Raw genomic sequence first — 25,805 nt, 5'->3', positions numbered from 1 at the left:
GGCTTCCACCGTTTTAAAGCTTTCCCCAACCTTTAGTTGGGCAAAAGGGCAAGGAAAGAACCTTTAAGGACATTAGAAAAAAGGACAGTGGCGAACAGCATCTTGATGGACAGAAATGTCCACCCAAAGCTCAGGCTCCAACGACCTTTGCCCAGCCCATTGCTCTCTTCACGGCCTCCTTCCAGCCGCGGTAAAGCCTCTCCCTCGTTTCCCCGTCCATCTTTGGCTCGAAGACCCTCTCCGCCTTCCAAAGGCTCTCTATCTCCTCAAGGCCCTCCCAGTAGTCAACGGCCAGCCCCGCCAGATACGCCGCTCCCAAGGCTGTGGTCTCCTTCACGACGGGCCTGACGACGCGCCTGTTGAGTATGTCCGCCTGGAACTCCATCAGGAAGTCGTTCGCCGTCGCTCCCCCATCGACGCGGAGCTCCTTTATGCCGACGAGCTTCTCCATCTCCTCTATGACGTCGCGGGTGAGGTAGGCTATCGCTTCAAGCGTTGCCCTCGCGAGGTGCTCCCTTCCAGTTCCGCGAGTTATGCCGATTATCAGACCCCTGGCAAACTGGTCCCAGTAAGGCGCTCCCAAGCCGACGAAGGCCGGGACGAAGTACAGACCTTCGTTGCTCTCAAGTTTTCTCGCTAGCTCTTCCGTCTCGGGGGCGCTCTCTATGATTCTTATTCCATCGCGGAGCCACTGAACTGCCGCTCCTGTTATGAAGACGCTCCCCTCGAGGGCGTAGGTGACCTTTCCTTTGAGCCCCCACGCTATCGTCGTGAGCAAATTATCTGAATACCGGACGGTCTTGCCTGTGTTTGCCAAGATGAAGCTCCCCGTCCCGTAGGTTGCCTTCACCATTCCAGCCTCAAAGGCGGCCTGACCGAAGAGTGCCGCCTGCTGGTCGCCGGCGTCCCCGCTCACCGGGATTTCAGTGCCGAGGAGTTCTCTCTTCGTGTAGCCGTAGACCTCGCTCGACTCCCTGACCTCCGGCAGGATCCCATCGGGAATCCCGAAGATCTCCAGAAGCTCATCGTCCCAGTCGAGTTTCTTGATGTTGAAGAGCATCGTTCTTGAAGCGTTGGAATAGTCGGTCACGTGCTCACCGGTCAGGCGGTAGATCAGGAAGGTGTCGACCGTTCCGAAGAGCACCTCGCCCCTCTCGGCCTTTTCCCTCAATCCCGGCACGTTGTCGAGGAGCCACCTGATCTTGCTAGCCGAGAAGTACGCATCTGGAACCAGGCCGGTCTTCTCCTTGATAACATCGCCGTACTCCCTCTTTATCTCCTCCACCATCTCGGCCGTTCTCCTGCACTGCCAGACTATCGCGTTGTAGAGCGGCTTGCCGCTCCTGTCCCAGACTATCGTGGTTTCACGCTGGTTGGTGACGCCTATCGCCGCTATCTGGCTTGGCTCGATCTTGGCTTTTTCCAGCGCCGTCTTGATGGCCCTGAGCTGTGCTTCCCAGATTTCTTCGGGGTCGTGCTCGACCCAGCCGGGCTTGGGGTAGTGCTGGGGGAACTCGTACTGGCCTATGCCAAGAACGTTGCTCTCCCTGTCGAAGATTATAGCCCTTGCAGAGGTCGTCCCCTCGTCGAGGGAAAGTATGTAGCGCTCCATGATATCACCGGGGTTAAAGAAATGGTGAGGGGGGGTATTAACGGTTTCGATGGAATCACCTGAGCCCCAGTTCCCTGAGGTAGCTGATCATCTTCTCTACGTCATTCGCTATGACGACCTCGAAGAGGCCCTTAAGCCTCGCGAGGTTGTCGTCGGCGTAGAAGAGCCCATCGTTCTCGGTCCAGAGAACCACTTTAAGGCCGAGGGAGCGCGCCCAGTGAAGGGCCTGAAGGGTCTTCTCGAAGCCGAGTAGGGGGATTGCCTCCATCGGAACGTTTATTGACCAGAGGTTGAGCTCATCTTTCAGCTTCGGAATCAGGGGGACCACTTCCTCCCTGTCTATGAGAAGCCCCATCGTGGTTTCCTCGTCGTGCTTTCGGTATTCCCTGAGGGCTTCAATATCAAAGGACGAGACCATTACCCTCTGAGGATTGTTGGCTTTCACTATCTCGGCCACTTTCTCCACCGCGTCCCTGTCCTTGAGCTCGACGTTGATTAGGGCACCCTCTGGCAGAACCGCGAAGACCTCCTCCAGCGTTGGAATTCTCTCTCCCATTCCTATGTCCGCCTTCCTGAGCTCCTCAAGCGTCATCTCCTTCTGCCTTCCGCTCATATCGCTCGTCCTGTCTATGGTCTCGTCGTGCATTACTATGACTTTCCCGTCCCCCGTCAGCCAGACGTCAAGCTCGATTCCATCGGCGCCCGATTCGATCGCCTTCCTGAACGCTAAAAGGCTGTTCTCGGGGAACCTGCTCATGTAACCCCTGTGGCCGAGCACTATAACCTTATCCCTTTCCCACATTGGAATCGCCCCAGGAAAATACTCCCTCCCCGTAAAAACCTTTCCTCAACCTGGCAGGGTCGTCCGAGATGACTGTGTCCGCGAGGGAGAGCAGCCTTGGGATCCAGATCAGTTCGTTCATTTTGTAGTTCCAGAGGTATATCCTCAAGCCCCTCCTCCTGAGCGCCCGAAGAAGGACAATGAGATTCCTGTAGCCGATGTAGGTTACGACATCTATCGGTACGTGGACGGAATATATGCACCTGAGCCTCGGGAGCACCACCGCGGAGGGATAGCCGGTTATTGAGAAGCCTGCCTTACAGTCCGGACACTCCCTCATGAGGAGGGACACCACCGCTGGATCATCGGAGGAGAACACTGTGCTCTCGACCCTGCCTTTCCTCTCCACAGCCCTCAGTACCGGTTCAACGGCCTCACTTTCCTTGACGTCCGCGTTGAAAACCGCACCTGGAAAAGCGTCCAGCACTTCCTCGACCCTCGGTATGAGCCGGCCCAGGGGGTGAAGCTTCCTTATTTCTCTCAACGTCAGCTCCTGGAGCCTGTGGGAAGAGCCGCCTGAGCTGAAAGCCGCATCGTGGTGGGTTACGAGCTTTCCATCTCCTGTTAGTCTGACATCGAACTCTATTCCGTCCGCGTACTGGAGCGCTCTCCTGAATGCTGGAAGTGTGTTTTCAAGCCTTCCTCTGAACCCACGGTGGCCCAAGATGAAAACCTGTTCACTGTCTGCAATTGTCATCTCCTCTGCCGCTCAGGTATGGACTCAAAATCCTTAAAAGTTTCTCGGAGTAGATTTCCCGTCACTATAGTCTATTATATAGTATCATGGGGGTGAGAACTTGGAGTTCAAATACAGTCGGATATTCGTCCTTGGATTCGGGTTCTTCGGCATAAGCATCATCTGGGCGCTCTACAACGCCTACATACCGATATTCCTGCAGGACACATTCCACCTCAGCAAGACGGTGACGGGCTTCATAATGACCATAGACAACCTCTTCGCGGTGCTGTTACTCCCGTTCCTCGGCGCTCTGAGCGACATGACGCGGACGAGGCTGGGCAGGAGAAAGCCATACATTCTACTCGGCGCCCCGTCCGCGGCCCTGATGTTCGCGCTCATTCCGGTAGCGAGGGAGTACGAAAACCTCGCCCTCTTCATGGGGACTATAATCTTCATGAACTTCTTCATGGCCCTGTTCCGCTCTCCGGTCGTGGCCTTCATGCCCGACATAACGCCCAGCGAGAAGCGCTCCCAGGCCAACGGTATAATCAACTTCATGGGCGGCCTCGGCGCCCTGCTGGCCTACTTCGGCGGCAAGGTCCTCTACGACATGAACTACGCATACCCCTTTTACTTCGGCGCGGCCGTGATGCTCCTCGCGAACCTGCTCGTGATACTCTTCGTCCCCGAGCCCGATGAGTACAGGAAGCCGGGGGAGAAGGTGAGCCTGAGAAAGCTCCTCTCGGAGACCTCCCACAAGAGCTTCGGTGAGCTGAGGGAGAACCTCAAGGACGTCTTTGCCAGCCACGAGAAGAGCCTGCTCGCGGTCCTCATAGCGATATTCTTCTGGTTCATAGCCTTCAACTCCCTGGAGACGTTCTTCACCAGCTACGCCAAGTACTACCTCGGCATCGAGGAGAGCACCGGGGCCTTTATGCTCGGCGTCTTCAGCCTGAGCTTCATGCTCTTTGCAATTCCGGCCGGCTTCATCGGCGGCCGCTTCGGAAGGAGGAGGACGATAACCCTCGGCCTCATGATCATCGTCGCGATAATGCTCGCGGCCTACTTCGTCGGCGAGAGCTCCAGGCCCCAGTCCAGCTCCCTGAGCGACCCTGTGGTGATGACGCTGATGGGGCTGTTCTTCGTGGGTGGAATGGGCTGGGCGATGGTGAACGTGAACTCCCTGCCGATGGTCGTGGACATGACCACAGAGGAGAAGCTCGGCGGCTACACCGGGCTCTACTACTTCTTCAGCCAGGCGGCCAACCTCGTCGCCCCGCCCTTTGCGGGGGCTTTCCTCGACGTCATCGGCTACAGGACTCTGCTGCCATTCGCCACGGCCTTCTTCATCCTGGCGGCGATAGCGATGCAGTTCGTCAGGCGCGGGGACATCGTCCGTACGAAGGGTGACGCCCTGGACTACATTCCGGACATGGACTGAGTCCTTTCTTTTCCTTTGTTCTTTTGTTAGTTGAACCGAAAAGGTAAAAACTTCCTTCCCAGGTATATAGTCTATATAGCCAACGGGAGGGTAGGTGATGAAATCGGAAGGGCGAGGATTTCAATGGGGTGTTGTTTTGAGTCTTGCCCTGCTCGGCTTCAGCAGGAGCGTTGGTTGGGCGCTCAACAAGGGACTGTCCTTTCCGCTCCTCTCAAGTTACACCGAGTCGGCCTTCGTTAAGGGAACGATACTGGCCATCGAGGGCCTCATAGGCCTGTTCATCCCGGTTCTCCTCGGCTATTACAGCGATACCCTCCGCTCCCGCCACGGCAGGAGGAGGCCCTTCATAATGGTCGGTGGCCTGATGGCGGGGGTGGCCGTCCTGATGATATACACCGGCTACGCCATGGGCGTCCCCCTGTGGGGCTTCGCCTTAACCCTGGGCTTCTTCTACCTATCGATGCACGTCTACACCGCCCAGTACCGCGCCCTCATGCCGGACACCGTTGAGAGCGGCCACAGGGGCAAGGCGAGCGGCGTCATAACCCTCCTCGAGTGGGCCGGCAACCTCTTCCTCTTCGGCCTGGCCGGCTACCTCATGGCATTGGCCGTGGCCGAGACCGGGGAGAGCGAGGGGATTAAGGCCCTGGCCCAGACGCCCTACCTCAAGATACCATTTATTGTCACCGCCGCCTTCCTCATCGGTGCGGCCCTCTTCGTCTACTTCATCATCAGGGAGCCAGAGGCGCCGGAGATAGAGGAGAACGAGAGCCTCTGGGGATACCTCAAGAGCATCGTCGAGAACCGCGACTTCCTCAAGTTCTACGCCGCCCAGACCCTCTGGTGGATGAGCTTCGAGTTCATAGCCATCTTCCTTTACGGCATACTGGCCTACATACTCCACGGCTCCGCGAGCGAGGAGAACATAAAGGCCGTGACATCGCTCGGCCTCTACCTGATGGCCCTCTTCAACGTTACCGTCCTCCTCGGCGCGCTGCCCGGCGGGATAATCTACGACAGGCTCGGCAGGCGCCTCAGCATAATAGTGGGCGGCGTCATCTTCGCCCTGCCCCAGATCTGGGGCTGGTTCATCCACACCGAGGCCGAGATAACCATCGCCCTTGGGATAGCGGGCATCGGCTGGGGCATCCTCATGGCCGCGTCCTACCCGGTCATCGGCGACCTGCTGACCAGGTTCGAGCGCGAGGCCTTCACCGGCCGCTACTACGGCTTCTTCGAGGCCACCCGCTCCCTGCCCGTCCTCCTGGCGGGGACGATAGGCGGCGCCATAGTCCAGCTCGCGGGTGAAAACTACAGGGTGCTCTTCCCGATCGGGGCCTTGCTCGTCCTCCTGGCGATGCCGATGGTGTGGTTCATGAAGAACCTCGAGGTGGAAGGAACCAGGGGGGGAACGGAATGATAGTCGGGCTTATCCTTGCCCTTTTTCTTCTTGTCCTCGTCTTCTTGGCCTTCGTTGGCTACAAGATGGTCAAGCCGCCCCGCTTCGTGGGCGAGTGGACGCCAAGGGAGCTGGGCTTCGACTACGATGAGGTGACGATCGAGACGAGGGACGGCCTCAGGCTCAGCGGGTGGTGGGTTCCCAACGGCGAAAAAACGGTTATCCCTCTCCACGGATACACGAGGAGCAGGTGGGACGACGTTTACATGAAGCAGACGATGGAGTTCCTTCTCAATGAGGGCTACAGCGTCCTCGTCTTTGACTTCAGGGCGCATGGGAAGAGCGAGGGGAAGTACACCACGGTCGGCGATAGGGAGCTCATCGACGTTCTCTCCACCATAGACTGGCTCGAGAAGAACCACCCGGAGAAGGCCGGGAGGATAGGCCTCGTCGGCTTCTCGATGGGTGCCGTTGTGACGATAAGGGCCCTAGCCGAGGACGAGCGCGTAGCCTGTGGCGTCGCGGATTCACCGCCGATAGACCTCGACAGGACGGGGGCGCGTGGCTTGAGGTACTTTGCCAGCCTCCCCGAGTGGCTCTACCACCTCGTCAAGCCCTTTACCAAGCTCTTCAGCGGGGCGAGGGAGCTCAACATGCTGGAATACGCCGACAGGATCAGGAAACCGCTCCTCCTCATAGCTGGCGAGAAGGACCCCCTCGTGAAGGTTGAAGAGGTTAGGGAGTTCTACGAGAGGAACAAAAAGGTTAACCCCGCCGTTGAGCTCTGGGTCACCGATGCGCCCCACGTCAGAACGCTGAAGCTCCACCCGGAGGAGTGGAAGGTCAGGGTTGGTGATTTCCTCAGGAAGCACCTTTAGAAAGGTTTTTACGCCTTCTTTCCTTCTCTCTTTGATGAAGAGGCTTCAGGTGTTCGCGGTACTGTTTCTCGTCCTGCTCTCCTCTAGCTCCCTTGGCAGTCCAGCTTATCTCCCGGCCTTCGGCCGCTTTGCGATTCTCGTTCACGACGTCAGCCCCGCTTACCTTCCCCAGCTCGAAGAGATAACAGCCCTCATAGATGAATACGGCCTTCAGAACGAGACCTACCTCTTCGTGATTCCCGACCACGGCGGAAAGATGCCGATGTGGAAGTACAAGGCTTTTATGGACTTCATTGAAGGGCTGAAGCGCGAGGGCTACCACGTGGAACTCCACGGCTACACCCACGTTGGGGACGAGTTCGACTGCAACGCGAGCACCGCGGGGAGAAAGCTCGAGCTCGGCCTTGATGCTCTGGCGGTCATCAACGCGACTCCCACGTACTTCATAGCCCCTCGCTACTCCCTTTCAAAGCCCGCCCTGGGTGTTCTCCTCGACCACAACATAACCGTCATTGGTGAGGACTTTATCTACTTCCCCAATGGAACCGCTGAGCCGATTTACAACCGCGAGTACACGTGGTATCTCCCAGAACCCCTTCTCGACTACCAACTGGCCAGCGCCAGGGCCTCCAGTGCATTTACGCGGGGGACGTTCTTCCTTTCACTCCACCCCGGGGCCGCCAACAACGAAGCCGGCGTAGAGTTCCTGAAGGCCTTTTTGAGATCTGTGGCGGGGTGTGAAAACAGAGACGGTAGAAAGGGCCTCGGCTAACCCTCTTGTCATCATCGTCAGCGTGGCTAACGCTCGTCATCGGCCGAAAATCATTGGGGTGAACCTTTTAAAAATGCAACCGTCAAGGAAAGGGAGGGAATGACGAGCGTTTACCGGTCTGACCGCTACCTATGATGAGACTGGCACTGGCCGACCCCCTTTACCTCAGCGACAGCTCGTGCTCGACGAGGGCCACTATGTCGTTGTGAATGTCCTCGACGCTTGCGAGGGCGTTTACTATCTTGATCTCTGGGAAGCGCTCCGCTAGCTTGAGATAGTTCTCGCGCACCCTCTTCTGGAGCTCCGCTATCTTGTCGAACTCGGTTTTTATGCTCCGCCCGTTTATGCGCTTCATACTCTCCTTCACTGGAAGATCGAGAAGAATCACGAGGTCCGGCCTTATGGCAAAGCGGTTTAAGTCTATCAGCCACTCGAGGTCGAGTCCCCGCGCCCACTGGTATGCGAGCGAGGAGTAGAAGTAACGGTCGGATATGACTATTTTACCAGCCTCGAGCGAGGGCTTTATCAGCTTGGCAACGTGTTCGGCTCTGTCGGCGGCGAAAAGAAGAGCCTCCGCCTCGTGGCTTATCCTGGCACCGTCTATGATGCCCTCTTTTCCACCCGTCAGAACGAGTTTCCTGATGAGCTTTCCGAAGGCGGTATCGGTTGGCTCCTTCGTCAGGACGACTTCGTGTCCCTTTTTCTCGAACCACTCGGCGAGAAGCTTCGCCTGGGTTGATTTTCCTGCACCATCGATGCCCTCGATGACAATGAACATTCCCACAGGTGTCACCCCCAAAATGAACGTGGTGGATAACGGAAAGCCCCTTTTAACGCTTTTCCGTGAAAATTTTTAAGGTGGATTTAAAAAGAATCAAAAAATTCAGAGGTTCTTCTTCATGTGGTCGAGCAGCTTCCACATGCTTCCGAACTCAAACTCCTCGCCGTCCCTGTAGAACTCCACAACCCCCTCTGGCCTGAAGCGAAGTCCAAAGTCGTAGTCTCCCTTCTGGAGTTTGTGTATGAAAACCTCCTTTGGCTTGGGAGGCAGGTAGCTGGTCATCATATCGTTTATGAGCTCGGCATCGAAGCCGAAGTGGTCGCTCATGCGCGGGAAGAAGAGCACCGCGGGGGTGTTCATGGCATCAACAAGGGCTTTACCCTCGATGCGGAAGTTGTAGTGCTTGAATATCTCGTGCAGGAAATCATCGAGGGCGTTGGGGTAGTAAACGGTCGCCCCTATGTCGTTCGGCTGGGCCTCGATGAAGCTCCTGCTCTCGAGAATGGCGTTTATCTCGTCGCCGTCTATTCCGCTGACGTAAACGCGGACGCCGCCGTAGTAGTAGACGTAAGCCAGGGGCAGGCCCTTTCTCATGGCGAAGTCCTTGAGGGCTATGAGGGGAATCAGGCGGACGTCCATTATCGTCGAGCCCGTGCTCACTATTCCAACCACCATCGCCCTCTTTCCGTACCTCGATATGGCCCTTCCGTCCCTTCCGACTATTATCGTCCCGTGCGATATGGTCCCTATGGCCCTTCCAAGAAGGGCGAGCTCCTCGGGGTTGAACCTTGGGGAGTAGTACACCTCCACTTTCATCACCTCAGTCAGGCAGTATTATGCTCTCCTTTCCAATGCGGGACTCCACCCAGATCTTGACGTTGGATCCGATCTTACTGAAGTCCTCTATGAGCGTGTTGTCACCTATAACGCTGCCAGGCTGTATAACAACGCCTTTTCCCACGTGGACGTTTTCCCCGATTATGGCCTCCCTTATCTCAGTTCCCTCCTCTATGACGGCACCCGAAAATATCACCGAACGCTCTATTTTAACGTTTCTGCCTATCTCCACATCATCGCCTAGGACCGCGAAGCCTCTGATTTCTGGCCGTCTCAAGACACAGCGCCTTCCCGTAAAGAGCGCCCCTCCATACTCGAGGTTGCCCTTCAGACTCTCGGTCCTTACGTGCGGAAGCATCAGTCTTCCCAGAAAGACGTCCTCGGTGGCTTGGAGGTAGCTGGAAGGCCTGCCGACGTCGTTCCAGTACTCCCTGAAAGGGAAGCCGTAGAGGGGCAGGTCGTTTTCCAGCATTCTTGGGAACAGGTCCTTGGAAAAGTCAAAGTTCCTGCCCGTTGGGACGAGATCAAAGGCTTCTGGCTCGAATACGTAGATTCCGGCATTGACTAGGTTGCTGAAGACCTCCTCCGGCCTTGGCTTCTCTTTGAACTGTTGAATTCTTCCGTCGTTGTTCACTATGGCTATGCCGTACTGGGTAGGCTCGTCCACCTGCGAGAGGGCTATCGTGGCGAGGGCCTTCTTTTGTCTGTGGTACTTGTAGAGGGCCGTCATGTCTAGATTGGTGAGGACATCGCTCGAAACGACGAAGAAGGTATCGTCCATATGCTTTACCACCCTCTTGGTGGCCCCCGCGGTTCCGAGCTTTATGTTATCGCCGTTGGAGTAGTGAATCTCAACCCCCCACTCACTCCCGTCGCCGAAGTAATCCATTATGCGCTCCTTCAAGTAGCCTACCAGGACGTAGACCTCATCGACACCGGCCTTTATGAGGCTCTGGAGGACGTACTCCATCAGGGGCCTGTTGAAGAAGGGTATCATCGGCTTAGGCCTGTACACTGTGAGGGGAAGCAGTCTGGTTCCCCTTCCGCCGGCTAGAATGACTGCCTTCATCACGCGCACCACCTGAATGTATCACTGCCAGTTAATATACTTTGCGCACGCCATTCATCACTGAACTTATGGGGGCATCACCGAACTAAATTTCCCCGGCAAACTATTTTAAGGCATCGCTCAACTCTTTCCGGAGGCGATACCATGAACGCCCTTGAGAGGCTTGAAAGGCTCCTTGAACGGGAGCAGTTCGAAAAGATAAAGGCCATCGACAACCCCGAGCTTCACGCTTTTCTGGCGGAGTGGATTGAGTGGCTCGAGCCGAGCAAGGTCTTCGTCTGCACCGACAGCGAGGAGGACGAGCTGTACGTCCGCTGGAAGGCCCTCTACTACGGCGAGGAAAAGATGCTTGAAACGCCCAACCACACTGTTCACTACGACAACTACTACGACCAGGCGAGGGACAAGGCCAACACCAAGCTCCTCGTCCCGGGTGGAAAGGAGATTCCATTCCTCAACACTAAAGACAGAGATGAAGGGCTCAGGGAGATAAGGGAGCTCATGAGGGGAGTTATGCGTGGCAAGGAGCTGTTCATCTGCTTCTTCGTTCTTGGGCCCAAGAACTCGATATTCACGATCCCGGCCGTTCAGCTCACCGACTCGGCCTACGTTGCCCACTCGGAGTTTATCCTTTACCGGAAGGGCTACGAGGAGTTCAAGAGGCTCGGAAGGCACGCGAAGTTCTTCCGCTTCGTCCATTCGGCTGGAGAGCTCGACGAGAGGAAGACAAGCAGGAACCTCGATAAGAGGAGGATTTACATTGACCTTCTCGACGAGACCGTATATTCCGTGAACACCCAGTACGGAGGAAACACAATCGGCCTGAAAAAGCTCGCCTTCAGGCTCACGATTCAGAAAGCGGTAAGGGAGGGCTGGCTCAGCGAGCATATGTTCCTGATGAGGGTAAACGGCCCCAACGGCAGGAAGACCTACTTCACGGGTGCTTACCCGAGTATGTGCGGGAAGACCTCAACGGCCATGATACCCTGGGAGAACATAGTCGGCGACGATTTGACGTTCATCCTCCCCGTGAACGGCGTCGCTCGGGGGGCGAACGTAGAGAAAGGAGTTTTCGGCATAATCCAGGGCGTGAACCCCGAGGACGACCCGATAATCTGGCAGGTTCTCCACTCCCCGGTCGAGATAATCTTCTCTAACGTCCTCGTCAAGGACGGAAGGCCCTACTGGAACGAGATGGGAATCGAGATTCCCGACGAGGGCGAGAACCACAGCGGGAAGTGGTGGAAGGGCAAGAAAGATATGGAAGGAAACGAGATACCACCCAGCCACAAGAACGCGCGCTTCACCGTTTCGCTCGAGCACTTCCCGAACGTCGATCTTGAAGCCCTCGAGAACCCGTGTGGAGTTGAAGTGGGAGGAATGATTTTCGGGGGGAGGGACAAGGATACCTGGCCCCCTGTCAGGGAAGCCTTCGACTGGAAGCACGGCGTCATAACGATGGGGGCTTCACTCGAGAGCGAGACCACAGCGGCAACGCTCGGAAAAGAGGGGATGAGGGCCTTCAACCCGATGGCGATACTCGACTTCATGAGCGTTCCGCTCGGCGAGTACATAGAGAACTACCTGAGGTTCGGCGAGAAGCTGAGGAGGGCCCCGAAGATATTCGCGGTGAACTACTTCCTCCGCGACGAGAACGGCAACTGGCTCAACCACAAGCTCGATAAAGCGGTGTGGCTCAAGTGGATGGAGCTTAGGGTTCACGGCGACGTCGATGCCATAGAGACGCCGATAGGCTACATTCCGAAGTACGAAGACTTAAAGAGGCTCTTCAGGGAGGTCCTCAACAAGGACTACAGCAGGGAGGCCTACGAGAAGCAGTTCACCATACGCGTTCCGGAACTGCTCGCCAAGATTGACAGGATAGAGAGGATCTACCGCGAACAGGTCAAAGAGGTTCCGGAGGAGCTCTTCGAGGTTCTCGAGGAGGAAAGGAAGAGGCTCCTTGAGGCGAGGGAGAGGTACGGCGACTACATCAGCCCCTTCACCTTTGAGGGGGTCTGACTTTTCTCTCCTCTTTTCGGCAAACGCCGAGCGGCAAGACTTTTTAAGGTCGCCGATAACTAAGTATCACCCAGAATGATATATGGTGGTTGCCATGGCCGAAGTTGAACGCGTGCACGATACAATCAGGGAGAAGCTCCCTCACCCTCTGAAGGGATTGGCCGAGTTGGCCTACAATTACTGGTGGAGCTGGAACAGGAGAGCAACCAGGCTCTGGGAGAGAATAGACCCAGAGCTGTGGTGGGAGCACAAGAACCCGGTTAAGCTCCTGCTAGATACCCCTGAATCCAGGTTCAGAGAGCTCCTTCGTGATGACGACTTCATGAACCTCTATGAACTCGTCATGGACCAGTTCGAGGCCTACATGAACCCCGACTCGACCTGGTTCTCCACCAACTACCCCAAGTGGGACAAGCCGATTGTCTATCTCTGCATGGAGTACGGCATAAGCAGGAGCCTGCCGATTTACTCCGGCGGCTTGGGAATTCTGGCCGGAGATCACGTCAAGACCGCCAGCGACCTTGGCTTGCCCTTCATAGCGGTCGGCCTGCTCTACAAGCACGGCTACTTCCGCCAGGAGATTGACGGGAACGGAAGGCAGGTCGAGATATTCCCGGAGTACAGGCCGGAGGAGATGCCGATAAAGCCGGTCTTGGACAGGGACGGAAAGCCCCTCCTCATTGAGGTTCCGATAGAGGATAGGGTCGTTTACGCGAGGGCCTTCGAGGTTCAGGTCGGGAGGGTCAAGATTTACCTCCTCGATACGGACGTTCCCGAGAACGGCCCCGACGACAGGACGATATGTGACTACCTCTACAACGCCGAGATGGACAAGAGGATAAAGCAGGAGATCCTCCTCGGTATAGGCGGAATGCGCCTCCTTCGCAGGCTTGGCATTGAGCCAGGCGTCGTCCACCTCAACGAAGGTCACCCCGCCTTTGCGAACCTACAGAGAATGGCCTGGTACATGGAGGAAGGGCTTACCTTCACGGAGGCCCTGAGCATAGTCCGCGGAACGACGATATTCACCACCCACACGCCCGTTCCTGCTGGTCATGACAGGTTCCCGATTGAAGAGGTTAAGAAGAGGCTGGCCAAGTTCCTCGAGGGAAGGGAAGAGCTCCTCGAGCTTGGCAGGGAGGGCGACCAGCTCAACATGACCCTCCTGGCCATAAGGACGTCGAGCTACGTGAACGGCGTGAGCCAGCTCCACGCCGAGGTCAGCAAGCGTATGTGGAAGGACCTCTGGCCCGGCGTTCCGATAGAGGAGATACCCATTGAGGGCATAACCAATGGCGTCCACACCATGACCTGGGTCCACAACGAGATGCGCAAGCTCTTCGACCGCTACATCGGGAAGGTCTGGCGCGAGCACACGAACCTCGAGGGCATCTGGTACGCCGTTGAGAGGATTCCTGACGGGGAGCTCTGGGAGGCCCACCTCGAGGCAAAGAGGCAGTTCATCGAACTGCTCAGGCGGAAGGTAATGCAGAGGAACCAGCGCCTCGGCAGGAACGACCCACTGCCGAACATCGATGAGAACGCACTCGTAATAGGCTTCGCCAGGCGCTTCGCCACCTACAAGCGCGCCACGCTCCTCTTCACGGATCTCGAGAGGCTGAGGAGGATACTCAACGACCCGGAGAGGCCGGTCTACATAGTCTTCGGCGGCAAGGCTCACCCGCGCGACGAGGCCGGCAAGGAGTTCTTGCGGAGGGTCTACGAGGTCTCCCAGATGCCCGAGTTCAGGGGTAAGATATTCGTCATGGAGAACTACGACATGGGGAGCGCGAGGCTGATGGTCGCTGGTGTTGACGTCTGGCTCAACAACCCGCGCAGGCCGATGGAGGCGAGCGGGACGAGCGGAATGAAGGCCGGCCTGAACGGTGTTCTAAACGCGAGCATCTACGACGGCTGGTGGGTTGAGGGCTACAACGGCAAGAACGGCTGGGTCATCGGTGAGGAGAGCACCGAGCCTGAGACAGAGGAGGACGACGTCAAGGACGCCCAGGCCCTCTACGACCTCCTCGAGAGGGAGATAATCCCGACCTACTACGGCAACAGGGAGAAATGGGTATACATGATGAAGGAGAGCATCAAGAGCATAGCCCCGCGCTTCAGCACCCACAGGATGGTCAAGGAGTACATGGACAGGTTCTACTCCAAGGCCATGAGCAACCACATCTGGCTCACGAGGGAAAACTACCGGGGCGCGAGGGAGATAGCGGCCTGGAAGGACAGGGTGATGGAATCCTGGGACGGCGTCGAGTTCGGCGACGTCAGGATCAGGGACGGGAAGCTCGAGGTCGAGGTGATCCTCGACGGCCTTAAACCTGAGGACGTCCGCGTCGAGCTCTACTACGGCGTCAGGGCCGAGGGGTACCACGTCGAGAAGCCCCACATCGTGGAGCTGAGGCACCCCGTGAAGATTGGTGAGGGCAGGTGGCTCTACACCTACGAGGGGAGCGCGCTGGGGCACCTCGGCGACCCCTGCTGGCACTACGCCCTCCGCGTTTACCCGCACCACGAGAAGCTCCCCCACAGGTTCCTGCTGGGATTGGTTAAGTGGAAAGCCATTGACCGTTGATTTTTCCCTTTTGTTTCATCTTTGCACTGTATTGTACCTAAGAATACCCGTTGGAACTTTTGGACTTTCCCTATTGAGGGGACATATTTTTAACTGGAAGCGTTCATTGTAAAGTTTGAACGACCCTCTGGGGGTGAAATCATGGATGAAGTGAAGAAGTGGACCCTGTATCTGATATTCCTGGTGGCCGGATTCGCCACCGGCATTGGTAGCATAGGGCTGTTTCCCCAGTTCTGGCTCCAGTACGGCATAACGGGAATGGCAGTGTACATAGTGTTCTTGGCAATACTGACCTATGTGGCCATACTCGAGGCGGAGACCGTCATGAAGTCCGGCTACTACTTCGTCGAGCTGTACAATAAGGTCTCCAAGAGGCCAGCGATGGTGCTGTCTATCTTCGTGGTTGTAGCGATGTTCCTGTCATACTACACTGCCAACACCATGCTGACGGTGCTCTCGCCGGTTCTCGGCACGGGAACTGTAGCCAGGTTGGTAGCGAAGATACTAATGTTCGCCATAGTCTTCCTGATACTCACCAGGGCCAAGGAGAAGACCTTCGCGATAATGGCGTTCGGTTCGATAATCTTCGTTGTTGCTGTTTTCATCACAGCCTTTGCCTTTAAGACTCAGATACCAGAGAATGCATCGTTCCTTGGTATAGCCAAGCACATGATGGTTGCCAGACATGACATAAACCTTGCCATGATAAAGGCCGCGGCGGAGAGGGCCATCTATGGGGTCGGTCTTGGATTTGCCTTCTACCTGATGCTCGGCAGCTTCATCAACGAGCGCTTCAACGCCAAGGTCATAATCGGAACTGGGATCCTGATTCAGCTGCTCATCGGTGTCCTTTCCACGGTGATAGTCGTCTACGCCATCGCACCCACGACTCCCGAGAGGCTTATCCAGTACGTTTACGGTGGCGAAGAGGGAGCCATTCAGATGCTTGGAGATCTGCCGGACATACTGGCCGACTACCAGACTCTGCTGCTCCTCATAGGCCTATCTGCGTTCTTCGCTGGAGTGACCAGCTTGCTTCCAACGGCTGAGGTTGGTCTCTAGATCATCGAGTCCCTCCTTGGAGTCGGCAGGAGCAAGGCCGCAACCTACCTCATCGGTGCGTCGCTCCTCATAGGAATCTTTGACTCCCCGCCAACTATAGCGGACATGGTCCTCAAGGCCGTCGTCGTCGCGACCTTCTTCACGGCTATATACGAGCTTTATCCAGTGGTGTCCTCAAAGGAGAAGCTCTCGACTCCGGCAATGGCAGTCATTGCAATAAGCGCACTTATCCTGGCGGTGGGTGGTCTCTACGCCTTCTTCGGTGTATTCAGGGCCGGCGGAGTGTACATAGTCTCCGGAATCCTTGCGGCGATAGTCGTGCTCTTCGGTCTCTTTGGGGACAGTCTGGTCCCACAGAAGAGCGCCTGATTCTTCCCCGTCTTTTTATCTTCAAAATCAAAAGCAGAGGAGAAGAGAGCATCACTTGTGGGCGAAGATCGCCCTCACCTTTCCATCTTTTACCTCGTCTATCCTCACAAAGCCGAAGCGCTCGAATTGAACGACCTCATCAACTTTCACATTGGCGTCGCTTTCGAGGAGGCCGTGCCTTATCACGAGCTCCTCTCCCTGGGGCACCCACACCTCGCATGGCTTCCCCTCTGTGACCCAGTGAACCATTCTCCACCTGTTCTCCCTAGCTATTTCGTACTCAACGCTGTGGAACTTTGCCTTAATCCCCTCTTCGCTCACCTCGATGATTTCGACGTTGAAGAGATCCTTGAGCCTTACGAAGTTCCCGGGCTTGAAGAGCCCCATGTCGTCCTTCGAGACGTAGACCGGCTTCCCAGGTGTGAATTTAAGCCTTCTAACTCCCCTCTCCGGATAATCGGGGTGGAGCGGTATCTCGGCCGTGAACTCTTCGCCATAGCCCTCGATATACATCGGAACCGGGTCTGCAACGAAGAAGTAGCGGTTCGCTATCGGCTCGACGATTCTCCTGTTTATCGCTGCGAGGTTGTCCCAGCTCACCGTCGTGTCGCTCCTCTTCAGCCCGACCTCGATGATTAGCTCCCTTATTGCCTCTGGCCTTATTCCGCGCCTCCTCAGGGCCCTAATCGTTCCGAGCCTCGGGTCGTCCCAGCCGAGGTATTTTCCCTCTTCAATGCCCTTCCTCGTCTTCGACTTGCTGAGGATAACGCCTTCAATGCTCAGCCTCCCGTGGTGAACCGTTACCGGGTATTCCCAGCTGAAGTAGTCGTAGACGTAGCGCTGCCTCGTCTCGTTTTCTGCATGCTCCTGTCCGCGGAAGATGTGGGTAACGCCCAGCTCGTGGTCGTCTATGGCAGAGGCGAAGTTGTAGAGCGGCCAGACGCGGTACTTGTTGCCCGTTCTCGGGTGATTGGGGTTGTCAATTATCCTCAGCGCCGGCCAGTCCCTCACAGCCGGATTCGGGTGCTTGAGGTCGGTCTTTATTCTAACTACCGCTTCGCCCTCTTTGTACTCGCCGTTCAGCATCTTCCTCCAGCGCTCGAGCTGAACCTCAACCGGCTCGTCCCTGTGGGGGCAGGCGATGCCCTTGTCCCTTAGCTCGCGGAACTTCTCCGGCGGACAGGTGCAGACGTAGGCCTTGCCCATCTTAATCAGCTTTTCCGCGTAGTCGTAGTAGATTTCGAGCCTGTCGCTGGCGATGTGCACCTCATCAATCTTGAAGCCGAGCCACTCAAGGTCCTCCCTAATCCACTCGTAGAAAATCGGCTCGGGCCTCTTCACCTTCGGGTCGGTGTCGTCGAAGCGGAGTATGAATTTACCGTCATACATACGCGCGTACTCGTGGCTCAAAATAGCGGCCCTCGCGTTCCCGAGATGGAAGGCTCCATCGGGGTTGGGGGCGAAGCGTGTAACCACCTTACCTTTCTCGGCCTTCGGGAGGGGTGGGAGGCCTTTCTTTTCCTCTTTCCCTGCTTTTTTCTCCTCGAAGAACTCGGGGTAAAGCTCCCTCAGCTTTGCCTCCTGTTCCTGGAGCGAGAGGGCGTTAACCTTCTCGACTACCTCGTTCACGAGCGGGATTATCTCCCTCGCCTTCGGCCTGAGCTCGGGGTTCTCACCGAGAACCTTTCCGATAACGGCCTTGGGGTTTGCCTTCCCCTTGTGGGTGTAAGCGTTTATGAGCGCGTACTTCCAGATTAGCTCCTCCACGTTCATTCTCCTCACCGGTGGGAGAAGGGAGAGAGGAGTTATAAAGTTACTCCTTGGTCCATTCCTTTCTCGGCTTTTCGTCCGCAAGGGCCTAGGGGAACATGACGAGGGAGCCGATGACTCCGGGGAACAGTCCGGTGCCAGGGTATCCCACCAGGATCGCGAGAATGCTGGACAGTATGAGTCCTATGCCAAAGAGCAATATGTTCGTCCTCAAGGCAATCCCCTGGAAGAATTACTTAGAAGAGTTAAAAAGATCGCGGAGGGTCACTCCGCAAAGGTTATTATCTTGAGGTTTATTGGCCTCCTGACGACGTTGTACTTCCTTGCGCCGACGAGGTACTTCACGCCACTCTCACTTACAGTGTCGATGAGGCGCTGGGTTATGACGCCGTTGAACACAACTGCGTAGACGTCCTTGCGCTCCCTGAGCTGGTTCGTCATTTCCCTGACCGGTATCTCGGCTATTACCTTTTTGTCCTTGTCCAAGAGCAGGGCGACGGACTCCTTGGAGGCCTTAACCTTCTCGACGAACTCCTTGAACTCGTCGAGCTCGCTCTGCTTCGGCTGCTGTATGGGCTTTATTATGCGTTCCTCCTTCTTGGGTTCGGACTGGGGCTTTTTCTCTTCCGCTTTCTGGGGCTGTGCGGGAACGACCGCAGGAGTGGGTTTGTTCTCCTTCCTCTCCTCCTTTACCTTGGCCCTCTCCTTCTCCCTGAGGACCTCGTAGAAGTTCCTGCCCTTGTAGAATATCTCCGTTATGACCTGCTCCGCCGGAACCTTGCTCCTGAGGGACTTGACTATTTCCTTCTTGGTGAGCTCTTCGACCTCCTTGCCCTCCGGCGCGCGAGCCACGTAGTCCACATCAGCAACCTGGAGGAGCTCCTTGAGTATGAGCTCGCCGCCGCGGTCGCCGTCTGTGAAGGCCGTAACGATGCGCTCCTTGCTGAGCTTTATGATGGTCTCTGGAACGGAGGTTCCTTCAACGGCTATGGCGTTCTTTATGCCGTGCTTGAGGAGGTTGAGCACGTCGGCCCTTCCTTCAACGACTATGATTGAGTCAGAGAACGGCACGTGCGGGCCGGCCGGAAGCTTCTCCGGACCGTACTCTATGAGCTCCTTGGCGCGGACGGCTTTCTTGACCTCCTCCGTTAGCTCCTGCGTTTCCGGAATCTCCTGCTCCATGAGGCTCTCGAGTATCTCCTTGGCCCTTTCGATGATGTACTTCCTCTTCGTTGCGCGGACGTCCTCGATGCGGAGAACCTTTATCTTGGCCTCGGCCGGGCCGACGCGGTCAATGGTCTCTAGCGCAGCGGCGAGGATAGCAGTCTCGACCCTGTCTAGGCTCGAGGGGACGGTTATAGTTCCGTAGGTCTTTCCGGCCTTTGTGTGGACCTCAACCCTTATTCTTCCAATCCTTCCGGTCTTCTGGAGCTCCCTAAGGTCTAGATCGTCACCTAGAAGACCTTCTGTCTGCCCGAAAATGGCCCCAACGACATCGGGCCTTTCAACAATGCCGTTAGCCTCAAACTCTGCATAGATAACGTATTTGGTAGTTCCAAACTCATCTTTGGCTGACATACCACCACCCTCTTTTCGTTTTTCAAACTTCTGCTTCTCGGCCAAAATGTGGTGAAGCACGGTCTTCTTCCTCTTCATCGAATCCCCTCCGCCAGGGGGTCAGAAACGGAGACGATCTTGATGTACAGGCTGTAGAGATCCTCGATACCTTTAATGTCCTTCTTCGCTATTCTCTTGAGCTCCCTGCGCGTCTCTGTATCGACCCTGCAGGGGTAGCCCTCCAGATATCGGAGGAGCTTTCTCGCGAGTTCTTCGCCCTTTCTGTCGAAGTCGGTAAGTATGATGACCTCTTTATGTGATGACGCGATGAGCGCGACCTCCGCCAGAGGCAGGCGGGAGAGTCTTATTATCTCCGCCCTGACCCCCAGATTCCTCAGAGCCACCTCGTCTCGCATGCCCTCGACGATGAGGGCACCCTCAAACTCTCGCAGTTTGTCTATAAGCTCCAGGAATCTTTTATAGTTTTCGGCGTACATTTCGCCGTCGGTTGGATAACGAAACAACGAGGTTATAAGCTTATTGGAGGCTCTTTGACACGTTTATGTCCATACTGACCTCCTCCCTGCCGTGAGGGGCGAGGCTCCAAAAGAAAAATGTACTCAGCAGACGTCCCTAACGGGCACCGTGTGGCTCATTGGCTCCTCGTAGAACTCCTCCATCAGCCTCTGGAGCCTCTGCGAGAGCTCGATCTGCTTGCCCCATGACCCCTCGATCTTACCCTTTGCGGCCATTCTCCCCAGGAACCTTCTCATCTCCTCACTCAGCGGGCTTGGCTTACAGCGTGCCCAGGGGGTTCCTGGGAGGGGCATAAAGTAATGGGCGCGGACCTTTCCACCCTTTCTCATTATCCACCTCATAAGCTCGATGCTCTTTTTCTGGCTCTCCTTGCTCTCGTTCGGCAGACCCACGATGAAATCAACGACCGGTTCAAAACCATACTCGAGCATGTACTCAACCGCCCTCCGGACGTGCTCCACCCGATGGAGCCTGTGCATGGCCTTGAGCATGGCATCGTCGCCGCTTTGAGCGCCTATAGCTAACCTCCTGTTGTCGGCGTAGTCAATGAGGAGCTCAAGCGTCTCCGGTAAAACGAACTCGGGTCGAACCTCGCTCGGGAAGGTGCCGTAGAAGAGCCTCCTACCCTCTTTCCTGAGGGGCTGAAGGGCCTTGAGGAGGGCCTCGAGCTTGCTGAGCTTGAGTATCGCCCCGGGCGAGCCATAGGCGAAGGCGTTGGGGGTTATATAGCGCATGTCCTTCATTCTCCTCGAGTACTTCACAATCTGATCTATTGGCCGGTGCCTCATTCTGAGCCCCTTGATGTAAGGCGTCTGGCAGTAGTAGCAGCCGAAAGGGCAGCCGCGCGTTATCTCTATCGGAGATATGAGCCGAACACTCTCTGGGTACGGAGGAAAACGCCAGAAGTCCTCCACCTTCGCAAAACCTGTAAAGACGAACTCACCGTTGAGGTAGAACGCCAGCCCCGGGATTGAGAGTAAGTCTCTGGTTATCCTGTATCCGCTACGCTCAAGGGCCGTCAGGAGCTGGTAGATTACCTCTTCACCTTCACCGATAACTGCTATGTCAAACCCGAGCTGATTGAGCGTATGTTTGGGCATCGCTATAGCATGATAACCGCCGGCTATCAGGAGCGAGCCTTCCTCCTTCAGTAGTTTAATCTCCTCGGGCAGGTTTCCCCATATCTCCTCAGTGAAGAAGGAGTAGAGAACCACCTTGGGCCGGGCCTTCAGTATCTCGCTGAAGTCCTTGGTTATCAGTAACTTTTCTAGGTCGTATCCCTGGCTCTCCAGGGCGCCCAATAGGTGAACGAAGGCATTGTGGTTGCGCTTCGTCATTCGGACGGCTATCTCGGGCATGGTTGAAGCCTGGATAAGGAACTTAAAACGCTAACGGTGTAGAAATGAGTAGAAAAGCCAAAAAGGCCTTCAGGCCTTGATGGCAAGCTTGATGTCCTCGGCCTTGACGGTCTTTCTGCCGGCGTGCCTGGCGAAGTCGTTGGCCTTCTTGGCGAGCTCAATGGCGTACTCCTCGAGGTACTCGGCGAGAACCTTGGCGGCGTCCTCGCTGACCCTCTCGGCGCCGGCCTTCCTTATAAGCCTGTCAATCGGGGCAATCGGAAGCTCGGCCATTCACAACACCTCCATAAAGGGTTCTTCGGTATTTTTTTTGGAATTGGAGGTATATAAACCTTTCGGTAAACGGGGCTTTCTGCATCGGTTAGAGAGCAAGTGCGCCGTTGAGTACAATCGACTGGGCTATATCAATATTTTCATGAAGGTTCACGAGAATAGGTAACCTGTCACGGGCTGGGTCTTCAATAGAAGCCCCCACCCAGATGGTGCCTTCCATTGGCTATAACCCGGTAATCGTGGGGCCTGCTTTTAGAACCTCCCCCAGGATTTTCTGACTTGTTTTCCGCGGCCATTGGAGAGCACCCACGACAAAAAGAAGGAGACTGAGGGATTATCCCTGCTTTCTCTTTGAGAGTGCAAGATGCTGGCTTCCCTGGTAGTTCCCCCGATATGGATTTTTGGCCGGCCCCTCCAGCCTGATGAAGGCTATCTGGACGAAGCGTTCGCCGTAGGAAAGCTCAACCGGCTCGTCAGAGGCATTGTAGAGACCGAGAGTGAGGTTGCCGTCCCAGCCGGGATCGACCCATGCGAAAGAGCCGAGAAGGCCTTCCCTCGCCAGACTGCTCCGGAGCTTCATATCACCCATCACGTCGTCGGGGAGCTTCACCCTTTCCAGGGTCAGGACGAGTGCGTAAGTCCCCGGGGGAATGGAAATCTTGCCTACCTCTTCGATGTTTACCAGTTTCCCTTCTATGTATGCCTCTTTCCCAACGCGCAGGTCGTAACCTGCCGGTTGGAGCGACTTCTCGCTGAAGGGCTCGATTAGTATCTCCTTTCTGATTTTCCAGTCTGGAAGCATCATGGGAACCACCGGTGGGAATTTAAATAGGGGGTATAAAAACAATCTGGCCGATGATGAGCGATTGGCCCGGCACCGAGCGGTGCGGAGGGCCACCACTTCTGAGGCCAGAAAGCTTTCGCATGAAAAGCTTGACCAACATGGTTTAATTATCTAAAAGGGCAAGAGGGAAGTTGTATACAAAGTTGTATGCGTTATATGCCCATAGTGGCATGAATAGGAATGTTTAGTTCAAACGACCCTTCATGATGAAGAGAACACGCGCTCAAACCTGGCAAAGTTTGAACATATAAATCTCCTTCACCAAAAGTTAGTAGCTCTTGCACAAAAAGAGGAAAGAGCCAGGCCTTTGTCAAACTTCGCCAAAATTTGAACTGGCGGGCCCGGCGGGATTCGAACCCGCGACTACCGGCTCCGAAGGCCGGCGCCATGTCCTCTAGGCCACGGGCCCGTCAGAGATGGTTCATAAGGATCAAACATAAACCTTGCGGTCTTTTTCGAAAAACTTTTAGATTACTATACAGAATATTAACCTGGGGGAATAACAATGAGACGGAGCACTGTGGTATTAACTGTAAGTGCACTGGCAATCCTGGGCTTCTTTGCCCTGGCACCGGCCCTTCCCTTGTATCCCACGTTGGTGGAGAAATACGGTGCGAAACCAATAGACCTACTAACGGTAGCTTTGGGACTGCTCGGGCTCGTCACTCTGATCGGAGGCGTGGCCCTCAGAAAATTCGAAAGACTTCCAAGAAACGTTGCCCTATACGAGACGGCCGAGTTTGTGATAATGGGAACCTTGGGTCTCATCTGGGTAAACACCATCAACAACATGGAAAGCACTTCCGAAAAGGCGGCCGTTTCTGCTGTGTTTTTCATTCTTTATGTGGTCATCATTGAGATTCTAAGGAAAAAGCTTGACCCAGATAGGTACAGAAGGACTTGGAGAATGATTGTAATGCTCAAGAACGGTGGAGAAAAGTTGTGAAAACGTCCGCCCAAAGGCGGACAAAAGGGGAAAGGAGTTCAGCCGAAGAGGGCACCGAGTCCAGCGAGGGCCTCCTCCTCGCTGGCCTCCTCTTCCTCTTCCTCCTCTTCCTCCTGGGCCTGCTCGGCACCGCCCTCGGCGGCCGGAGCGGCGGCAACGGCAACAGGGGCGGCGACCGGCATGGCGGCCTTCTCGATGACCTCGTCGATGTTGACGCCCTCAAGGGCGGCGACGAGGGCCTTTATCCTAGCCTCGTCCGGGGTGACTCCAGCGGCCTCAAGGACGGCCTTGAGGTTCTCCTCGGTTATCTCCTTACCAGCGGCGTGGAGCAGCAGAGCGGCATACACGTACTCCATTTTTCGCACCTCCAATCATCTTCATTTTTCATTCATTTCACACGGGTTGTTCAGGGATACGAGGGAAATGGAAAGTTCAGCCGAAGAGCGCGCCCAGTCCAGCGAGCGCGTCCTCCTCGGAGGCTTCCTCTTCTTCCTCCTCTTCCTCAGCCTCCTCAACCTTCTCTTCCTGCTGAGGCTGAGCGGCAACGGCTATTTGTGCCTGTTGGTTTAAAAGCTCTTTGGTCTTCTCGTCAAGCAGCTCCTCAGGCAGCTCCTGCGCTATGAGCAGGACAGCGCGCAGGGCCCTGCCAAAGATGTCCTCGACGGTTTCTGGGGTGACGTAGCCAGCCTCCACAGCGACGTTCTTCGCGCCGAGGAAGGCCTTCTGTATGATTGCCTCGATGGTCTGGCTGGTCGGATAGGCGGTGTTCACGGACAGGTTGAAGGCGTGCATGTAAGCCTGCTGGAGCAGGTTGATGTACTCCTCCTCGTCGATCGCCAGGACGTCTGGGGTGTAGACGATTCCGTCCTCGTAGGCCGCGAGCAGGTTGAGACCGACCTCAAGCGGCTCTATGCCGAGAGCGTTGAGGATTCTCGCGAGCTGGTCGGTTATAACCTCTCCGGCCTTGAGGACGGTGTAGTCCTTCTGGATGCTGACCTTACCCCTCTCAATCCTCGCCGGAATGCCGAGGGCCTGCATCTCACCGACGAGCGGACCCGGCGAGAGTGAAGTTGGACCGGCTGGTATCACGACGTCCCTCGGGACCACCGCTCCGGGCTTGGCCGGGGCCGGGGTCTTGCTCTCCTCGAGGAGCTTGTAGAGCTTGAAGGGGTTCATCTCGGTGGCGAGAATTCCGGCTCCGCCCTGAATGTGGTCAATGAGCTTCTCGAGATCCGGGTTGTTGAGCTCCTGGGCGGCCTTCTTTATGGCGAGTTCGATGAGGGTGTTCCTGCTGACCCTGAGGAGCGCCTTGCCCCTGAGCTTCTCACGCATCTTGCTGAGCGGGTAGGCTGGAACGTTGGCCACATCAACGAGCGCTATCACTGGGTAGCTCTTGATGATCTTGGCGAGCTCTTCAACTTCCTTCTTCTTCCACTCGGCAACGTGGGCCATCTCCCTCACCTCTCCACCTTAACTGCCGGTCCCATCGTGGTCTTGATGTACACTGACTTCACTTGGTTCTCGCCGCGCTCCAGCTTGTTGAGTATGGCGTTGAGAACGGCCTCGGCGTTCTCGGCGAGCTTCTCATCGTCCATGTCCTCGGTGCCTATCCTGGCGTGAACGACGGGGTTGTTCTTGAGCTGTATCCTGACGGTCTTCTTGAGCTTGTTCACTATCGGCTCGAGGTTGGTCATCGTCGGCGGAACGACCTGGGGCATCTTGTTCCTTGGACCGAGGTACCTACCGAGGTACCTACCGATCTTTGGCATCAGCGGCGCTGCGGCAATGAAAAAGTCGTAGTTCTTCGCCAGCTTCCTTGCCTGCCTTGGGCTCTTCGCGAGCTCTTCAAGCTGCTCTCCACTAATCACATCAAGCCCGAGCTTTTTAGCCGCCTCGGCAACGGCACCATCAGCGATGACCGCGATTTTGGGCTCCTTCCCACGACCGTGGGGCAGCACAACCTCAAGCTTGAACCTGTTCTCCGGCTTGCGGAGGTCTATATCCTTGAGGTTGACTGCCATCTCGACGGTCTGTGTGAAGTTGCGCGGCTTAGCCCGGGCCTTCGCCTCCTTCACCGCTTCCACGAGTTTCTGCCTGTCAAAGGCCATTTACAGCCCTCCCTTTCGGTTTTGATTTAAGCCCGAAAAAGTCAAAAATGCGTAAAAAGAGGG

Annotated in this window: 23 protein-coding genes, 1 tRNA gene and 1 pseudogene; 8 read left to right on the top strand and 17 right to left on the bottom strand. The window is 56.0% G+C overall.

The annotated features are described in order from the left end of the window. Positions 1 to 130: 130 nt before the first annotated feature. The 3 genes from glpK to E3E27_RS04795 are packed head-to-tail and all read right to left on the bottom strand — an operon-like array spanning position 131 to position 3,150. The gene (glpK, locus tag E3E27_RS04805; RefSeq protein ID WP_167773580.1) at positions 131 to 1,612 is read right to left on the bottom strand and encodes a glycerol kinase GlpK; all 1,482 of its coding nucleotides are present in this window, start codon (positions 1,610 to 1,612) and stop codon (positions 131 to 133) included. A 55-nt stretch (positions 1,613 to 1,667) separates the two neighbouring features. Further along, positions 1,668 to 2,414: a glycerophosphodiester phosphodiesterase family protein gene (locus E3E27_RS04800; protein ID WP_167773579.1), complete on the bottom strand. Its 747-nt coding sequence runs from the start codon at positions 2,412 to 2,414 to the stop codon at positions 1,668 to 1,670. Continuing rightward, positions 2,398 to 3,150, bottom strand: a complete 753-nt coding sequence (locus E3E27_RS04795) for a glycerophosphodiester phosphodiesterase family protein (protein WP_167773578.1) — start codon at positions 3,148 to 3,150, stop codon at positions 2,398 to 2,400. The genes E3E27_RS04800 and E3E27_RS04795 overlap by 17 nt, the downstream gene beginning before the upstream one ends. 100 nt (positions 3,151 to 3,250) lie before the next feature. On the opposite strand from E3E27_RS04795, the gene E3E27_RS04790 reads away from it, so the two are divergent. From E3E27_RS04790 to E3E27_RS04775, 4 genes are all read left to right on the top strand, one after another. After that, positions 3,251 to 4,573 (top strand): SLC45 family MFS transporter, encoded by a 1,323-nt coding sequence (locus E3E27_RS04790; RefSeq protein ID WP_167773577.1) that lies wholly within the window; start codon positions 3,251 to 3,253, stop codon positions 4,571 to 4,573. Positions 4,574 to 4,670: 97 nt separating this feature from the next. Next, complete coding sequence (locus E3E27_RS04785) at positions 4,671 to 5,993, top strand: MFS transporter (protein WP_167773783.1); 1,323 nt, start codon at positions 4,671 to 4,673, stop codon at positions 5,991 to 5,993. Further along, positions 5,990 to 6,850, top strand: a complete 861-nt coding sequence (locus tag E3E27_RS04780) for an alpha/beta hydrolase (RefSeq protein ID WP_167773576.1) — start codon at positions 5,990 to 5,992, stop codon at positions 6,848 to 6,850. The genes E3E27_RS04785 and E3E27_RS04780 overlap by 4 nt, the downstream gene beginning before the upstream one ends. A gap of 34 nt (positions 6,851 to 6,884) precedes the next feature. Continuing rightward, positions 6,885 to 7,622 carry a DUF2334 domain-containing protein gene (locus E3E27_RS04775; RefSeq protein ID WP_206204771.1) on the top strand — a complete coding sequence of 246 codons (738 nt, stop codon included), beginning with the start codon at positions 6,885 to 6,887 and terminating at the stop codon, positions 7,620 to 7,622. Positions 7,623 to 7,782: 160 nt separating this feature from the next. Here the strand turns inward: E3E27_RS04775 and tmk are convergent, their stop codons facing one another. From tmk to E3E27_RS04760, 3 genes are all read right to left on the bottom strand, one after another. Further along, entirely contained in the window at positions 7,783 to 8,400 is a 618-nt protein-coding gene (gene tmk, locus E3E27_RS04770; RefSeq protein ID WP_014788268.1) for a dTMP kinase, read from the bottom strand. Positions 8,401 to 8,505: 105 nt separating this feature from the next. Further along, positions 8,506 to 9,213: a phospho-sugar mutase gene (locus tag E3E27_RS04765; protein ID WP_048151777.1), complete on the bottom strand. Its 708-nt coding sequence runs from the start codon at positions 9,211 to 9,213 to the stop codon at positions 8,506 to 8,508. Positions 9,214 to 9,223: 10 nt separating this feature from the next. Beyond that, complete coding sequence (locus E3E27_RS04760) at positions 9,224 to 10,309, bottom strand: sugar phosphate nucleotidyltransferase (protein ID WP_167773781.1); 1,086 nt, start codon at positions 10,307 to 10,309, stop codon at positions 9,224 to 9,226. A 144-nt stretch (positions 10,310 to 10,453) separates the two neighbouring features. On the opposite strand from E3E27_RS04760, the gene E3E27_RS04755 reads away from it, so the two are divergent. The 3 genes and pseudogenes from E3E27_RS04755 (at position 10,454) to E3E27_RS04745 (ending at position 16,349) form a co-directional block, all read left to right on the top strand. Next, positions 10,454 to 12,331, top strand: coding sequence for a phosphoenolpyruvate carboxykinase (GTP) (locus E3E27_RS04755; RefSeq protein ID WP_167773575.1), 1,878 nt, complete (start codon positions 10,454 to 10,456; stop codon positions 12,329 to 12,331). A 94-nt stretch (positions 12,332 to 12,425) separates the two neighbouring features. After that, positions 12,426 to 14,918 carry a maltodextrin phosphorylase gene (gene malP, locus E3E27_RS04750; protein ID WP_167773574.1) on the top strand — a complete coding sequence of 831 codons (2,493 nt, stop codon included), beginning with the start codon at positions 12,426 to 12,428 and terminating at the stop codon, positions 14,916 to 14,918. Between the two features lie 141 nt (positions 14,919 to 15,059). Further along, positions 15,060 to 16,349 (top strand): annotated as a pseudogene (locus tag E3E27_RS04745) (sodium-dependent transporter). 51 nt (positions 16,350 to 16,400) lie between these two features. Here the strand turns inward: E3E27_RS04745 and E3E27_RS04740 are convergent. From E3E27_RS04740 to E3E27_RS04710, 8 genes are all read right to left on the bottom strand, one after another. After that, the gene (locus E3E27_RS04740; RefSeq protein WP_167773780.1) at positions 16,401 to 18,122 is read right to left on the bottom strand and encodes a glutamate--tRNA ligase; all 1,722 of its coding nucleotides are present in this window, start codon (positions 18,120 to 18,122) and stop codon (positions 16,401 to 16,403) included. Between the two features lie 85 nt (positions 18,123 to 18,207). Next, positions 18,208 to 18,333, bottom strand: coding sequence for a hypothetical protein (locus E3E27_RS10780; RefSeq protein ID WP_256366087.1), 126 nt, complete (start codon positions 18,331 to 18,333; stop codon positions 18,208 to 18,210). A gap of 50 nt (positions 18,334 to 18,383) precedes the next feature. Then, positions 18,384 to 19,775, bottom strand: a complete 1,392-nt coding sequence (gene dnaG, locus E3E27_RS04735; RefSeq protein WP_167773573.1) for a DNA primase DnaG — start codon at positions 19,773 to 19,775, stop codon at positions 18,384 to 18,386. Then, entirely contained in the window at positions 19,772 to 20,173 is a 402-nt protein-coding gene (locus E3E27_RS04730) for a toprim domain-containing protein (RefSeq protein ID WP_014788260.1), read from the bottom strand. The genes dnaG and E3E27_RS04730 overlap by 4 nt, the downstream gene beginning before the upstream one ends. A gap of 123 nt (positions 20,174 to 20,296) precedes the next feature. Beyond that, entirely contained in the window at positions 20,297 to 21,571 is a 1,275-nt protein-coding gene (locus E3E27_RS04725; RefSeq protein WP_167773572.1) for a TIGR04013 family B12-binding domain/radical SAM domain-containing protein, read from the bottom strand. A 69-nt stretch (positions 21,572 to 21,640) separates the two neighbouring features. After that, on the bottom strand, positions 21,641 to 21,844 hold the full coding sequence (hpkA, locus tag E3E27_RS04720; RefSeq protein WP_014788258.1) for an archaeal histone HpkA: 204 nt from the start codon (positions 21,842 to 21,844) through the stop codon (positions 21,641 to 21,643). Positions 21,845 to 22,178: 334 nt separating this feature from the next. Then, complete coding sequence (gene dcd / locus E3E27_RS04715; protein ID WP_167773779.1) at positions 22,179 to 22,649, bottom strand: dCTP deaminase; 471 nt, start codon at positions 22,647 to 22,649, stop codon at positions 22,179 to 22,181. A gap of 372 nt (positions 22,650 to 23,021) precedes the next feature. After that, a tRNA-Arg gene (locus E3E27_RS04710) sits at positions 23,022 to 23,097 on the bottom strand. Between the two features lie 96 nt (positions 23,098 to 23,193). Between E3E27_RS04710 and E3E27_RS04705 the strand changes: the two genes are divergently transcribed. Next, positions 23,194 to 23,634, top strand: a complete 441-nt coding sequence (locus E3E27_RS04705) for a hypothetical protein (RefSeq protein WP_167773571.1) — start codon at positions 23,194 to 23,196, stop codon at positions 23,632 to 23,634. A gap of 38 nt (positions 23,635 to 23,672) precedes the next feature. On the opposite strand, the gene rpl12p is transcribed toward E3E27_RS04705, so the two are convergent. The 3 genes from rpl12p to E3E27_RS04690 all read right to left on the bottom strand — a co-directional run bounded on the left by rpl12p (position 23,673) and on the right by E3E27_RS04690 (position 25,742). Continuing rightward, complete coding sequence (rpl12p, locus tag E3E27_RS04700) at positions 23,673 to 23,990, bottom strand: 50S ribosomal protein P1 (RefSeq protein WP_014788255.1); 318 nt, start codon at positions 23,988 to 23,990, stop codon at positions 23,673 to 23,675. A 76-nt stretch (positions 23,991 to 24,066) separates the two neighbouring features. Next, complete coding sequence (locus tag E3E27_RS04695; RefSeq protein ID WP_167773778.1) at positions 24,067 to 25,086, bottom strand: 50S ribosomal protein L10; 1,020 nt, start codon at positions 25,084 to 25,086, stop codon at positions 24,067 to 24,069. Positions 25,087 to 25,091: 5 nt separating this feature from the next. Further along, the gene (locus tag E3E27_RS04690) at positions 25,092 to 25,742 is read right to left on the bottom strand and encodes a 50S ribosomal protein L1 (RefSeq protein WP_014788253.1); all 651 of its coding nucleotides are present in this window, start codon (positions 25,740 to 25,742) and stop codon (positions 25,092 to 25,094) included. Positions 25,743 to 25,805: the final 63 nt, after the last annotated feature.

Source organism: Thermococcus sp. MV11, assembly GCF_012027285.1.
Lineage (GTDB): Archaea > Methanobacteriota_B > Thermococci > Thermococcales > Thermococcaceae > Thermococcus > Thermococcus cleftensis.
Note: the sequence above shows the minus strand (reverse complement) of the source record. Positions and strands in the feature narration are given on the sequence as shown.